We start from the raw sequence: 13,365 nt of genomic DNA, 5'->3' as shown, positions 1-13,365 counted from the left end.
CCCCTCACATCCGGAAGACACCGAAGCCGGCGGACTTCTCCGGCAGCGGCGCGTTGGCACAAGCGGTCAGGGCCAGGCCGAGGACCTGGCGGGTCTCCATCGGGTCGATCACGCCGTCGTCCCACAGCCGGGCCGTCGCGTAGTAGGCGTTCCCCTGCGACTCGTACTGGGCGCGGATCGGGGCCTTGAACGCGTCCTCGTCCTCGGCGGGCCACTGCTCGCCGCGCGCCTCCAACTGGTCGCGCTTCACGGTCGCGAGCACCGATGCGGCCTGCTCGCCGCCCATCACGGAGATCTTCGCGCCGGGCCACATCCACAGGAAGCGGGGGGAGTACGCCCGGCCGCACATCGAGTAGTTGCCCGCGCCGTACGAGCCGCCGATCACCACCGTCAGCTTCGGCACGCGCGTACAGGCCACCGCCGTGACCATCTTGGCGCCGTGCTTGGCGATCCCGCCCGCCTCGTAGTCCTTGCCGACCATGAAGCCCGAGATGTTCTGCAGGAACAGCAGTGGGATGCCGCGCTGATCGCACAGCTCGATGAAGTGGGCGCCCTTCTGGGCGGATTCGGCGAACAGGATCCCGTTGTTCGCGACGATGCCGACCGGGTGCCCGTGGATCCGCGCGAACCCGGTGATCAGCGTCTGCCCGTACTCGGCCTTGAACTCGGCGAATGCGGAGCCGTCCACCACGCGCGCGATGACCTCGCGTACGTCGTACGGAGTCCGGGAGTCGACCGGCACCGCCCCGTAGAGCCCCGCCGGGTCCACTTTCGGCTCGATCGCGGCCTTCACCGACCACGGCAGCGGGCCGCGCTCCGGCAGCGTGGAGACGATGGTGCGGACGATCCGCAGCGCGTGCGCGTCGTCCTCCGCCAGGTGGTCCGTCACGCCCGACACCCGCGAGTGGACCTCGCCGCCGCCCAGCTCCTCGGCCGTCACCACCTCGCCCGTGGCCGCCTTCACCAGCGGCGGGCCGCCCAGGAAGATCGTGCCCTGGTTGCGGACGATCACCGCCTCGTCGCTCATCGCCGGGACGTATGCCCCGCCCGCCGTGCACGAGCCGAGGACCGCCGCGACCTGCGGGATGCCCGCGCCGGACATCCGCGCCTGGTTGTAGAAGATCCGCCCGAAGTGCTCGCGGTCCGGGAACACGTCGTCCTGCATCGGCAGGAACGCGCCGCCGGAGTCCACCAGGTAGACGCACGGCAGCCGGTTCTCCAGGGCCACCTCCTGCGCGCGCAGGTGCTTCTTCACCGTCATCGGGTAGTACGTGCCGCCCTTGACCGTCGCGTCATTGGCGACGATCACGCACTCGCGGCCACTGACCCGGCCGATCCCGGCGATCACACCCGCGGCCGGCGCCTGCCCCTCGTACATTCCGTCCGCCGCCAGCGGGGCCAGCTCCAGGAACGGGGAGCCCGGGTCGAGCAGCGCGTCCACCCGGTCGCGCGGCAGCAGCTTGCCGCGCGCCGTGTGCCGGGCCCGCGCCTTCTCGCCGCCGCCGAGCCGGGCCGCGGCGAGCTTGGCGCGCAGCTCCTCGCCGAGTGCCCGGTGCGCCGCTTCGTTGGCCCGCCAGGCCTCCGACGCGGGCTCCGCCGCACTCGTCAGCTCCGGTGCTTCCTGCATCTGGCGGCCCCTCATGCTTGTTAATGAGCGTTAACCGATTTCCATCAGGTTAACGCTCGCTAACGTCCCTGTCTAGAATTGCTTCATGGCCACGAGAACCGACGCCCCCACCCGCCGCGAGCAGATCCTCAGCGAGGCCGCGCGGCTCTTCGCCGACCGCGGCTTCCACGGCGTGGGCGTGGACGAGATAGGGGCGGCGGTCGGCATCAGCGGCCCCGGCCTGTACCGGCACTTCGCCGGCAAGGACGCGATGCTCGCCGAGCTGCTCGTCGGAATCAGCGGGCAGCTGCTCACCGGTGGCAAGCGGCGGGTCGCCGAGGCCGAGCACGGGCCCGAGGCGCTGCTCGACTCGCTCATCGAGGGGCACATCGACTTCGCGCTGGACGACCGCGACCTGATCACGCTGCACGACCGGGAGCTCGACCGGCTGCGCGACAGCGACCGCAAGCTGGTGCGGCAGTTGCAGCGCCAGTACGTGGAGTTGTGGGTGGAGGCGGTGCGGAAGGTCTACCCCGAGCTGGTGGAGGCGCACGCGCGCGTAGCCGTGCACGCGGTGTTCGGGCTGCTGAACTCGACCCCGCACCTGAGCCGCCCGAGCTCGCTGCCCGGCCGGACGGTCACCGCGCGGATGCTGCACAAGCTGGCGCGTGGCGCGTTCGCGGCGACTGTCGCAGAGTGAGGCCGACGGCTGCCGCGGAGTGACCTGTATCTCTGGACGCTCCTTGCAACTCGCGGGTAACCTGCCCCTGAGCAAGCGCTTAGTCGCTTGGTTGCCGTCCGCACACTCGTCGTAGAGGGAGAGTTCTCCGTGCGCCGTACCGTTTTTGATGAGGACCACGAGGCGTTCCGGGAGACCCTGCGCGCCTTCATCGAGGCCGAGGTCGTCCCCCATTACGACGAGTGGTTCCAGCAGGGCATCGTGCCGCGCGAGCTCTACTCCAAGCTGGCCGACCTGGGTCTGTTCGGCATCAACGTGCCCGAGGAGTTCGGCGGCGCGGGCCTGGACACCCACAAGTTCGAGGCCATCCAGAACGAGGAGTGCGCCCGCGCGGGCGTCTCGTTCGGCGGCTCCGGCGTGCACGTCCTGCTCGCCCTGCCGTACATCAAGATGCTCGCCACCGACGAGCAGAAGAAGCGCTACCTGGAGAAGTTCGTCACCGCCGAGGAGATGTGGGCCCTCGCGATGACCGAGCCGGGCACCGGCTCCGACCTGGCCGGCATGAAGACCACGGCCAAGCTCTCCGACGACGGCACGCACTACGTGCTCAACGGCTCGAAGACCTTCATCACCGGTGGCGTGCACGCCGACCGCGTCATCGTCTGTGCCCGCACCGACGCGGCGACCGCCGAGGACCGCCGCCACGGCATCTCCCTGTTCGCCGTCGACACCAAGTCCGAGGGCTACTCGATCGGCCGCAAGCTGGACAAGCTCGGCCTGCGCACCTCCGACACCGCCGAGCTGGCGTTCGTCGACGTGAAGGTCCCCGTCGAGGACCTCCTCGGCGAGGAGAACAAGGGCTTCTACTACCTCGGCAAGAACCTCCCCTCCGAGCGCTGGGGCATCGCCTACGGCGCGTACGCGCAGGCCAAGGCCGCCGTGCGGTTCGCCAAGGAGTACGTCCAGGACCGCACCGTCTTCGGCAAGACCGTGGCGTCGTTCCAGAACACCAAGTTCGAACTGGCCGCCTGCCAGGCCGAGGTGGACGCCGCCGAGGCCGTCGCCGACCGCGCCCTCGAAGCGCTCGACGCCGGTGAGCTGAGCGCTGCCGAGGCCGCCTCCGCGAAGCTGTTCTGCACCGAGGTTGCGCACCGCGTCATCGACCGCTGCCTCCAGCTGCACGGTGGCTACGGGTTCATGAACGAGTACCCGATCGCCCGCCTGTACGCGGACAACCGCGTGAACCGCATCTACGGCGGCACCAGCGAGATCATGAAGTCGATCATCGCGAAGAACATGGGCCTGTAACCCGGCGAGAATGTCTCCTCGGTACAACTGACCTCATGCACCACGCACTCGAATCCCTCCTCGATCTGCTCGACCTCGAGCAGATCGAGGAGGACATCTTCCGCGGCCAGTCCCGGTCCTCCGTCGTCCCCCGCGTATTCGGCGGGCAGGTGGCGGCCCAGGCGCTGGTCGCGGCCGGTCGCACCGTTCCCGCCGACCGGCACGCCCACTCGCTCCACGCCTACTTCCTCGTCGCGGGCGACCCCGGCGCGCCCATCGTCTACACCGTCGACCGGATCCGCGACGGCCGCTCCTTCACCACGCGCCGCGTCGTCGCCGTCCAGCACGGGCAGCCGATCTTCCACCTCTCCGCGTCCTTCCAGACGTACGAGGAAGGTCTCGAGCACCAGGCGGACATGCCGCCCGCGCCCGACCCGGAGTCGTTGCCGACCGCGGAGGAGATGCTCCCGCGCTACGTCGACGGAGTCCTGAAACCCGACGTCGTACAGCGCCTCCTCGAGGCCCGGGAGGCCGTCGACCTGCGGTACGTGGACGCGCCGCCGTTCGCCTTCGTCGGCGATCCGCAGCCCCCGCGCTCCCAGGTCTGGTTCCGCGCGCGGGACAAGCTCGCGGACGACCCGCTGCTGCACGTGTGCCTCGCGACGTACGTCTCCGACATGACGCTCCTCGACTCCGTGCTGCTCGCCCACGGGCGGGGCGGCTGGGCCGTCGGCGACGTCGTGGGCGCGTCCCTGGACCACGCGATGTGGTTCCACCGGCCGTTCCGGGCCGACGAATGGCTGCTGTACGACCAGGAGTCGCCGTCCACGTCCGGCGGGCGCGGGCTCGGGCAGGCCCGGATCTACACGCAGGACGGGCGGCTCGCGATCACCGTCATCCAGGAGGGTGTCGTTCGCGTTCCGCGTTGATCGGACATAACGTCCCGTACATGGATGTACGGGCGGACGATGGCGCGAGCGGAACGGAAGAAGCGGGCGGGGAGAGCGTCTTCACGGTGCTCGTCGCCGCGGCGGCCAACCTGGGCATCGCCCTCGCGAAGGCCGTCGCCGGCGTCATCAGCGGCTCCAGCGCGATGCTCTCCGAGGCCGCGCACTCCTTCGCCGACACTGTCACGGAACTGCTGCTGCTCACCTCCCTGAAGCGCAGCGACAAGCCCGCCGACGAGGAGCATCCGCTCGGCTACGGCGGCGAGCGGTACGTGTGGTCGCTGCTCGCGGCCGTCGCCACGTTCGTCGGCGGCGCCGTCTTCTCCCTGTACGACGGGATCCACACGCTCGTCGCGGGCGAGGAGCTGGGCGATCCGCTCGTGTCGTACGTGGTGCTGGGTGTCGCCTTCGTACTGGAGGGGTTCTCGCTGCGGACCGCAGTGAAGCAGGCGCGGGGCGAGGCGGCCCGGGTTCGGGTGCCCTTCGGTACGTATCTGCGGCACACGCCCGACACGGCGGTGAAGGCGGTCGTCCTGGAGGACAGTGCGGCGCTGGCCGGTCTGGTGTTCGCGGCCGGCGGGCTGCTCGGCGGCCAGCTCACCGGCTCTGGGGTGTGGGACGGGGTGGCGTCCCTGTGCATCGGCGTGCTGCTGCTGGGGGTCGCGTGGGTGCTCGGGCGGTCCAACGCGGAGCTGTTGGTGGGGCGGCCGTTGCCGAAGCCCTTCCGGGACGAGATCCGGCAGATCGTGCTCGGGGTCGAGCACGTCGAGGCCGTGCTTGAGCTGACGACGCTGGTGCAGGGGCCGCGGGAGGCGCTTGTCGCGGCGAAGGTCGACTTTCGGGATGCGTCCACCGCGGCGCAGATCGAGTGGGCGTGTGAAGACGCGGCGCGGAGGATTCGGGAGCGGTTTCCTGCGGTGCGGCGAGTCTTCTTGGACCCGACCCCGGGGTTCGCGGCGCGCCGCACGGAGGGGCTCAACCCGTGGTGAGTTCCTTCCCCTGCGGCGGTCGAGCCTTTTAAGCCCCTGCGGCGATTGAGCAGCGGGGTCCGGGGCGGAGCCCCGAGGCGTCGACCACGGCGCCGCGCTCAAAAGATTGGGGCTCTGCCCCATACCCCGCTCCTCAATCGCCGGAGGGGCTTAAATTGCGCAGGGGCTTAGCTCAGGCCCGCCGTGTCCAAGAGGTACGCCGTCATCGGGTCGTAGTGCCTCGGGCTTGTGACGTGGTCGTCCAAGGGGATCGTGACCTGCATCGTGCCCTCGGATTCGGCGACGAAGAGGGCCGGGTCGTTGCAGTCCGCGTAGCCGATGGAGTCCAGACCCCGCTGGGCCGCGCAGCCCGCCCAGCCGTGGTCGGCGACGACCAGGTCGGGCAGCGGGCGGCCGTCACGGGCGAGACCGTCGAGGATCGCGGCCATGGGGTCCGGGGAGTGCGTGTGCCACAGCGTCGCACCGCGCTCCAGCATCGCCACGTCCGCGAACTGGAAGACCATGCCCTCGTCCGTGGCGAGGCCCTCGGGGATGACCACGATCTCGCAGCCCGCCGCGCGCAACGCCGTCGCCGTCGCACGGTGGACGTCGAGGAGCCCGCCCGGGTGCCCCGTGGCGAACAGCACGCGCTGGCGATCCTCCGCCGCCTTGCGCAGGCGCGTCGCCATGCGGTCCAGCGCGTCGACCGTCAGTTCCGGGTCGATGGTGTCCTGGCCGGAGCGGTGCCCCGCGTCGGGGACGACTCCGCAGCGTTCGGCCATGACGGCGAGCACGTCCTGCTCATCGGTCCAGCGGTCACCGAGTTCCAGGCCCAGCCAATAGTGGCGGTCGCCGTTCGCGAGCCTTCGGTAGTGCGAAAGGTTGTTCTCGCGTGGGGTGGCCACGTCGCCCGCGATCCGGGTGCGGACGAGGTGGTCGACGAGGGCGGCACGGGTCGGAGTATCGCTGGGCAGTCCGGGTATCGGCATACGCCCATTGTGCCGGGGGCCGCGGCGGGCCGTTGATCGGTTCCGGGGAGTGGAACGGGACCGTCACCTCGCCCCGCGGAGCGCGAACCAGAGTTCCATGCGGGTGTCCGGGTCGTCGAGGTCGGATTCCAGGAGCGTCGCGCATCGGGCGATGCGCTGGCGGACCGTGTTGCGGTGGATGGTCAGGGCGAGGGCCGTGCTCTCCCAACTGCCGTGCAGGGAGAGCCAGGTGCGCAGGGTTTCCAGGAGCGCCGGCTTGTCCGACAGCGCGGCCAGCGTCGGCGCGGGGGCGTCGTCCGGGCGGTGGTGGGCCAGCGGGCTGCGGGTGGCCCGTGCGCGGGTGAGGGCGTGGGCCGCCTGGGCGTCGGCGAGCGGCAGGTCACGGGCGAGGGCCGGGGCGCTGACCCCGAGCACGTGGCCCGTGTGCGCCGTGACGTCCTGGTCGGCCGGGACCAGGGCACGGGTGAGCGGATCACCCCCGGAGGACGTGGAGGTCAGCGGCGTCGCCAGGTCCGGGGCCGGGCGGGACGCGAGGGGGTGGGCGTGGATCACCCGCCAAGTGGTGTCCGCGCCCAGCAGGTCCGTCGCCGCCTGCGCGCGGTCCGCGCCGAGGAGGAGGTCGACCAGGGCCGCCGCGCGGCGCGTAGCACCCGTCGAGCGGTGTTCGCCGGTGAGGAGTGAGAGCAGGACCACCGCCGCTCCCGCGATCGTGTGGTCGCCCGGCGAGCGGGCCTGCGTCGCGAGACCGAGCGCGCCGCCCGGCTGAAGCGCGTACGCCGACAGGTGCGTGCCGCCCACCGTGTCCGCCGCCGACGACGGGGTGGGGAAGAGGCGCGTGGCGTGCGGGCGGACCACCGCCGTCAGCTCGGCGAGGGCCTCGCTCGCGGCGCGCGCGGGGCGCTTCCCCGCGTGGTGCGGCTCATCGCCCTCCGGGGTGACGACCACCGCGAACCCGCCGGTGCGCTGGGCGAGTTGGCGCAGCACGGAGGGGAGCGGGTCGGGCCGGGCCGCCGCCGAGGCCAGCGCCTGCTGGGCCTCCGTGACCCGCCGCAGTTCCGCGTTCCTGGCCTGCGCCATCAGCTCCCACACGGCGCGCGCGATCCCGCTGAACGTGGTCCGTGGCGGGACCTCCAGGAGCGGGATCCCGCGCCGCTCGCAGGCCGTGACCAGCTCCGGCGGAACCGTGTCGAAGACCGGCGTCACACCGAAGCCGAGCGCCACCGCGCCGCCCCGCGCGAGCCGCTCCGCGTACTCCTCGAAGTAGCCGTCGTCGGGCGCCGCCGGCGCGTGCACGCCCGCCGTCAGCAGCAGCTCGCCGCCCAGCAGGTACGGCTCCGGGTCCGTCAGCTCGGAGGTGTGCGCGCCGTGCACCAGGACGTCCGCGGCCGGGGGCCCCGCGATCTGGCGAAGGCCCAGGTCGGCGCGGGCGAGCACCGCGGCGAGCGGAACGCCCTGCGTGGGCGGCGCGGTCACGGTCATGGGTGGACGATTCCTCTGCTCAAATCCAGATCGATGAACGGAACGTACACTTCAGCACCGCTTTTCGGCCACCTAGATTTCTTCCGACCGGTGGGTGCGGGTACGGGCGGATGTCCCCGACACCCCAGGAGCCCCGACGGACCCAAACGGTCCGACAGGGCTCCGCAGCCGGACACCCCCTGCACGACACGCCACCGAGGTGGACCAAAGGAGGACGCCCCATGGCCGTCGACTACGTAGTGATCGTCGTATACCTGGCCGGAATGCTCGCGATGGGCTGGTGGGGCATGCGCCGCGCCAAGTCCAAGAGCGACTTCCTGGTCGCAGGGCGGCGCCTCGGTCCCGCCATGTACTCCGGGACCATGGCCGCTGTCGTGCTCGGTGGCGCCTCCACCATCGGTGGCGTCGGCCTCGGCTACCAGTACGGCCTGTCGGGCGCCTGGATGGTGTTCACCATCGGCCTCGGCATCCTCGCCCTGTCGCTCTTCTTCTCGGCGCGCATCGCCCGCCTGAAGGTCTACACGGTCTCCGAGATGCTCGACCTGCGCTACGGCGGCGGCCGCGCCGGGATGATCTCCGGCATCGTGATGTGGGCGTACACGCTGATGCTCGTCGTCACGTCCACCATCGCGTACGCGACGATCTTCGACGTCCTCTTCGACGTGCCGCGCACCCTCGCCATCGTCGTCGGCGGCACCATCGTCGTCGCCTACTCGACGCTCGGCGGCATGTGGTCGATCACGATCACCGACATGGTGCAGTTCGTCGTGAAGACGATCGGTGTGCTGCTGATCCTGCTGCCGGTTGCGATCGTCAAGGCCGGCGGCTTCAGCGAGATGAAGGCGCAGTTGCCCACCGAGTACTTCGACCCGCTGGGCATCGGAGGCGAGACGATCTTCACGTACGTGCTGATCTACACGTTCGGCATGCTCATCGGTCAGGACATCTGGCAGCGCGTCTTCACCGCCCGGGGCGACAAGGTGGCCCGCTGGGGCGGCACCTTCTCCGGCGCCTACTGCCTGGTCTACGCGATCGCCGGCGCGGTGATCGGCACCGCCGCCAAGGTTCTCTACCCGACCGGTCTCGGGACCGCCGACGAGGCGTTCGCCCGGATCGTCAAGGACGAACTGCCCGTCGGTGTCCGCGGACTCGTCCTCGCCGCCGCGCTCGCCGCCGTCATGTCGACGTCCTCCGGAGCGCTCATCGCCTGCGCCACCGTCGCCAACAACGACATCTGGAAGCGGTTGCGCGGCGTCAAGGCCGAATCGTCCGGGGCGGACGAACACGACGAGGTCAAGGGCAACCGGATGTTCATCCTCGGCCTCGGCATCGTCGCGATCGTCATCTCGATCCTCCTCAACAACGTCGTCGAGGCGCTGACCGTCGCCTACAACCTGCTCGTCGGCGGGCTGCTCGTGCCCATCCTCGGCGGACTGCTCTGGAAGCGCGGCAACGTCAGCGGCGCCCTCGCCTCCGTCACCGTCGGCGGCCTCACCGTCATCGGCGGGATGTGGCGCTACGGCATCCTCGCCAACGAGCCCGTGTACTACGGCCTGGTCGCGTCGCTCGTCGTCTACGTGATCGGGTCCCTGGCCACTCGGCCCACCGACGCCGCCGTCCTCGCCAACTGGCGCGAGCGGCTTGCCGGACGCGGCGCCGAGGAGCCCGAGCCGGCTCCCGCCGCCGCGGCGCAGTAATCCCGTACGAACCCTGTACGCACTCGTAGGAAAGAAGGCATGCGCGCAATGAACAGCAACGAGACGCCCCGCGTACCCAACGGCCCCGCCGGAGCCGTCGGACCGGTCGACTCCTCCCGCGTCCCGCGCTACGCGGGCCCGGCGACGTTCGCCCGCCTGCCCCGGCTCGACGAGGTGGACGCCGCCGACGTGGCGGTCGTCGGCGTCCCCTTCGACACCGGAGTCTCCTACCGGCCCGGCGCCCGCTTCGGCGGCAACGCGATCCGCGAGGCCTCCCGCCTCCTGCGCCCCTACAACCCGGCGCAGGACGCGTCCCCGTTCGCGCTCGCGCAGGTCGCGGACGCCGGTGACATCGCCGCCAACCCGTTCAACATCAACGAGGCCGTCGACACGATCGAGGCCGCCGCCGATGATCTTCTGGGGTCGGGCGCGCGGATGATGACCCTGGGCGGCGACCACACCATCGCGCTGCCGCTGCTCCGCTCGGTCGCGAAGAAGCACGGCCCGGTCGCCCTGCTCCACTTCGACGCGCACCTCGACACGTGGGACACGTACTTCGGCGCCGAGTACACGCACGGCACGCCGTTCCGCCGCGCTGTGGAAGAGGGCATCCTCGACACCTCCGCCCTCAGCCACGTCGGCACGCGCGGCCCGCTCTACGGCCGCTCCGACCTCACGGAGGACGAGAAGCTCGGCTTCGGCATCGTCACTTCCGCCGACGTCTACCGGCGCGGCGCCGACGAGGTCGCCGACCAGCTCCGCCAGCGCATCGGCGACCGCCCGCTGTACATCTCCATCGACATCGACTGCCTCGACCCGGCCCACGCGCCCGGCACGGGTACGCCGGAGGCGGGCGGCATGACCTCCCGCGAGCTCCTGGAGATCCTCCGCGGCCTTTCTTCGTGCAACCTGGTATCCGCGGACGTCGTCGAGGTGGCGCCCGCGTACGACCACGCGGAGATCACGTCCGTCGCCGCCTCGCACACCGCGTACGAGCTGACGACGATCATGTCCCGCCAGATCGCGGAAGCACGCGCGTAAGACATACGCGCTCAGAAGGAGACGGGCACCAAGTGACGCACGACCACGACCTGCTGCATTCCCCCGGGGGATAACCCCCGGACCCCCAGCCGGACAAGCAGGCCGGCCGGTCTTGAGTCGTCGCTGACGCAGAGGACCCGGACCATACCGGCACGGACCGCGGAGACACTGGACACATGACGCACGACCACGACCTTGAGCTGACGCCCACCCCCGAGCAGATCGCGGCGGCGCTCAACCCGCCCGCCGGGCGCAACGGCGGTGACCTCGTCGTCGAGACCCTGCACGGTCTCGGCGCGGCGACCGTCTTCGGGCTGCCGGGGCAGCACGCGCTCGGCATGTTCGACGCGCTGCGCCGGTCGTCGCTCAGGTACGTGGGGCTGCGCGTCGAGAACAACGCCGGGTTCGCGGCGGACGCGTACGGCCGGGTCACGGGAGAGGTGGCGCCGCTGCTCCTCTCCACCGGGCCCGGTTCGCTGATGTCGCTCGCCGCGCTCCAGGAGGCGGCGGCCGCCTCGGCCCCCGTGCTCGCCATCGGCAGCCAGATCCCGGTCGCGGGCCTCGGCGGCGGTCGCCACGGCTACCTGCACGAACTCCGTTACCAGCAGGCCTCGTTCCGCGACGTGGTCAAGTCCGTCCACACCGTGCGTACGCAGTCCCAGATCCCGTCGGCGATCGCCGCGGCCTGGGAATCGGCGCTGAGCGCCCCGCACGGCCCGGTGTGGGTGGAGATCCCGCAGGACGTGCTCCTCGCGGAGACGACGCTTCCGGTCGTCACGGCGGTGGACGCCACCCCGCGCGAACTCGTCCCGCGGCCCGAACTCACCGCCGTGGCCGCCGACCTGCTCGCGCGCGCCGAACGCCCGGCGATCATCGCGGGCGGCGGCGTCGTCCGCGCCGACGCGACCGGCAAGCTCCGCGCGCTCGCCGAACGCGTCAACGCCCCCGTCGTCTCCACCTTCGGCGGCAAGGGCGCCTTCCCCTGGGAGCACGCCCTCTCCCTCCAGTCCTGGATGGAGGACCGGCACACGACGGACTTCCTGGAGGACGCGGACGTCCTGCTGGTCGTCGGCTCGGGCCTAGGTGAACTCTCCTCGAACTACCACACGTTCAAGCCCCGCGGCCGCGTCATCCAGATCGAGGCCGACCCCGGAAAGCTGGAGTCCAACCACCCGGCCCTCGGCATCCACGCGGATGCCAGGCTCGCGCTCCAGGCGCTGGTCGAGACGGTGGCGGAGCGCCCGGACGACTCTGCTCCGCAGCGGGTGGCCAAGGTCCTCGCGGCCGTACGGGAACGTATCGACGCGCAGGAACTCACCCTGGAACAACAGGTGTTGGCGTCCGTCCGCGAGGCGCTCCCGGCCGCGTCCCCGTCCTTCTGGGACATGACGATCCTCGCGTACTGGGCGTGGTCCGCGTGGCCGGGAGCCATGCACTCGGCGCAGGGCGCGGGCGGCCTCGGCTACGGGTTCCCGGCGGCGCTCGGCGCGGCGGTGGCCGACCCGACGACACCGGTCCTCGCGGTGTCGGGAGACGGCGGCGCGCTGTACTCCATCGCGGAACTCGCCACGGCCCGCCAGCACGACCTCGACGTCACCTGGCTCATCGTCGACGACGGCGGCTACGGCATCCTCCGCGAATACATGACGGACGCCTTCGGCGAGCCCACCGCGACGGAACTGACCCGCCCCGACTTCGTGGCCCTCGCCGAGTCCTTCGGCGTCCCCGGGGTGCGCACCACCCCGGAGACACTCGGCGCCGACCTGGCGGAGGCGTTCGCGGCGCCGGGGCCGCGCGTGGTGGTGCTCCCGGCGGTGCTGCGGATGTTCGCGCCTACGCATCTGGGCTGACGCGGACGACCGCGCCTACCAGATCGACCCGACCCACTCCGGGTGGTCGATGAACGGGTTGCGGTTGTGCTGGTACGAGTCGTAGATGACCTCGTTGCGGTTCTGCTCGAAGGCGTCCGGCGGGTCCTCGTCGCTCCAGGTCTTCAGGACGGACAGTTTGCCGATGTTGGGTGCGCTGCCGTTGTCCACGGAGTCGTTGGGTTCGAGGTCGGCGAAGGAGTCGTCGCCTTCGTAACGGACCGCCATGTAGAGGATCATGCGCGCCACGTCGCCCTTGACGGCGTCGCGCGGCTCGAACGAGTCGTCGTCGGTGAGGCTGCCGCCGCCGTTGTCGACTGCGCTGCCGCCGTCGTCGAAGTCCTTGTTGCCGCGGATCGAGTTGACCGTGACGTCCTCCGGGCGGAGGTGGTGCAGATCCGTGCCGGGGCCCGTCGCGGTGCCGAAGTCGCCGTGCGACTTGGCCCAGACGTGCTCGCGGTTCCAGTCGCCGCTGTCGCCGCCGTTGGCGGACTTCGCGCGGGAGGTGCCGCTGTACAGCAGGATCACGTTGGAGCTGTTGGCCGGGTCCTGGTCGGTGGTCTTCAGGGCGTCCCAGACGGCGTCGTAGGAGAGCTTCGTCTGGTCGCTGATGATCGTGTGCAGCGCGCTCTTGAGCTCGGTGCCGGTCTTGCCTTCCGCGTCCTGGTAGTACGTGTCGTCGTACGCGGTGGAGGTGGAGGCAGCGGGTGGGGTCGCCGTCGCTGTCGCCGCGGGGAGGGCGAAAGCGGCGAGTACGGCCGCGGTGGTGAGGGCGACGGTGCGTATGTGGATTCCGGGCATGTG

11 protein-coding genes are annotated in these 13,365 nt (G+C 71.0%); 7 read left to right on the top strand and 4 right to left on the bottom strand.

All coding sequences use genetic code 11. From position 1 onward, the window contains the following. Positions 1-4: 4 nt before the first annotated feature. Positions 5-1,627: a carboxyl transferase domain-containing protein gene (locus ACWD2L_RS25465; protein WP_351339368.1), complete on the bottom strand. Its 1,623-nt coding sequence runs from the start codon at positions 1,625-1,627 to the stop codon at positions 5-7. Between the two features lie 85 nt (positions 1,628-1,712). Between ACWD2L_RS25465 and ACWD2L_RS25460 the strand changes: the two genes are divergently transcribed. From ACWD2L_RS25460 to ACWD2L_RS25445, 4 genes are all read left to right on the top strand, one after another. Further along, positions 1,713-2,306 (top strand): SACE_7040 family transcriptional regulator, encoded by a 594-nt coding sequence (locus ACWD2L_RS25460; RefSeq protein ID WP_351339371.1) that lies wholly within the window; start codon positions 1,713-1,715, stop codon positions 2,304-2,306. 129 nt (positions 2,307-2,435) lie between these two features. Next, the gene (locus ACWD2L_RS25455) at positions 2,436-3,593 is read left to right on the top strand and encodes an acyl-CoA dehydrogenase family protein (protein WP_351339374.1); all 1,158 of its coding nucleotides are present in this window, start codon (positions 2,436-2,438) and stop codon (positions 3,591-3,593) included. A 35-nt stretch (positions 3,594-3,628) separates the two neighbouring features. Next, positions 3,629-4,501, top strand: coding sequence for an acyl-CoA thioesterase (locus ACWD2L_RS25450; RefSeq protein ID WP_351339377.1), 873 nt, complete (start codon positions 3,629-3,631; stop codon positions 4,499-4,501). A 20-nt stretch (positions 4,502-4,521) separates the two neighbouring features. Then, positions 4,522-5,508: a cation diffusion facilitator family transporter gene (locus ACWD2L_RS25445; RefSeq protein WP_351339380.1), complete on the top strand. Its 987-nt coding sequence runs from the start codon at positions 4,522-4,524 to the stop codon at positions 5,506-5,508. A 167-nt stretch (positions 5,509-5,675) separates the two neighbouring features. Here the strand turns inward: ACWD2L_RS25445 and ACWD2L_RS25440 are convergent, their stop codons facing one another. Then, a complete protein-coding gene (locus tag ACWD2L_RS25440; RefSeq protein ID WP_351339382.1) occupies positions 5,676-6,476 on the bottom strand; it encodes a phosphatase in 801 nt (266 codons plus the stop codon). 63 nt (positions 6,477-6,539) lie between these two features. Further along, the gene (locus ACWD2L_RS25435; RefSeq protein ID WP_351339385.1) at positions 6,540-7,955 is read right to left on the bottom strand and encodes a PucR family transcriptional regulator; all 1,416 of its coding nucleotides are present in this window, start codon (positions 7,953-7,955) and stop codon (positions 6,540-6,542) included. A gap of 221 nt (positions 7,956-8,176) precedes the next feature. On the opposite strand from ACWD2L_RS25435, the gene ACWD2L_RS25430 reads away from it, so the two are divergent. From ACWD2L_RS25430 to ACWD2L_RS25420, 3 genes are all read left to right on the top strand, one after another. Next, positions 8,177-9,652, top strand: a complete 1,476-nt coding sequence (locus ACWD2L_RS25430; RefSeq protein WP_351339387.1) for a sodium:solute symporter — start codon at positions 8,177-8,179, stop codon at positions 9,650-9,652. 48 nt (positions 9,653-9,700) lie between these two features. After that, positions 9,701-10,693: an agmatinase gene (gene speB / locus ACWD2L_RS25425; RefSeq protein ID WP_351339434.1), complete on the top strand. Its 993-nt coding sequence runs from the start codon at positions 9,701-9,703 to the stop codon at positions 10,691-10,693. A gap of 176 nt (positions 10,694-10,869) precedes the next feature. Then, the gene (locus ACWD2L_RS25420; RefSeq protein WP_351339390.1) at positions 10,870-12,543 is read left to right on the top strand and encodes a thiamine pyrophosphate-binding protein; all 1,674 of its coding nucleotides are present in this window, start codon (positions 10,870-10,872) and stop codon (positions 12,541-12,543) included. Positions 12,544-12,558: 15 nt separating this feature from the next. Here the strand turns inward: ACWD2L_RS25420 and ACWD2L_RS25415 are convergent, their stop codons facing one another. Continuing rightward, entirely contained in the window at positions 12,559-13,362 is an 804-nt protein-coding gene (locus tag ACWD2L_RS25415; protein ID WP_351339392.1) for an endonuclease I family protein, read from the bottom strand. Positions 13,363-13,365: the final 3 nt, after the last annotated feature.

The sequence above is a fragment of the Streptomyces sp. NPDC002754 genome (assembly GCF_053592315.1).
Note: the sequence above shows the minus strand (reverse complement) of the source record. Positions and strands in the feature narration are given on the sequence as shown.

Excerpts from the sequence above, each read along its gene's own strand:
- ACWD2L_RS25445 (WP_351339380.1), top strand. The coding sequence starts at position 4,522 with ATGGATGTACGGGCGGACGATGGCGCGAGCGGAACGGAAGAAGCGGGC.
- ACWD2L_RS25440 (WP_351339382.1), bottom strand. The coding sequence starts at position 6,476 with ATGCCGATACCCGGACTGCCCAGCGATACTCCGACCCGTGCCGCCCTC.
- ACWD2L_RS25465 (WP_351339368.1), bottom strand. The coding sequence starts at position 1,627 with ATGCAGGAAGCACCGGAGCTGACGAGTGCGGCGGAGCCCGCGTCGGAG.
- ACWD2L_RS25450 (WP_351339377.1), top strand. The coding sequence starts at position 3,629 with ATGCACCACGCACTCGAATCCCTCCTCGATCTGCTCGACCTCGAGCAG.
- ACWD2L_RS25420 (WP_351339390.1), top strand. The coding sequence starts at position 10,870 with ATGACGCACGACCACGACCTTGAGCTGACGCCCACCCCCGAGCAGATC.
- ACWD2L_RS25430 (WP_351339387.1), top strand. The coding sequence starts at position 8,177 with ATGGCCGTCGACTACGTAGTGATCGTCGTATACCTGGCCGGAATGCTC.
- ACWD2L_RS25415 (WP_351339392.1), bottom strand. The coding sequence starts at position 13,362 with ATGCCCGGAATCCACATACGCACCGTCGCCCTCACCACCGCGGCCGTA.
- ACWD2L_RS25460 (WP_351339371.1), top strand. The coding sequence starts at position 1,713 with ATGGCCACGAGAACCGACGCCCCCACCCGCCGCGAGCAGATCCTCAGC.
- ACWD2L_RS25435 (WP_351339385.1), bottom strand. The coding sequence starts at position 7,955 with ATGACCGTGACCGCGCCGCCCACGCAGGGCGTTCCGCTCGCCGCGGTG.
- speB (WP_351339434.1), top strand. The coding sequence starts at position 9,701 with ATGAACAGCAACGAGACGCCCCGCGTACCCAACGGCCCCGCCGGAGCC.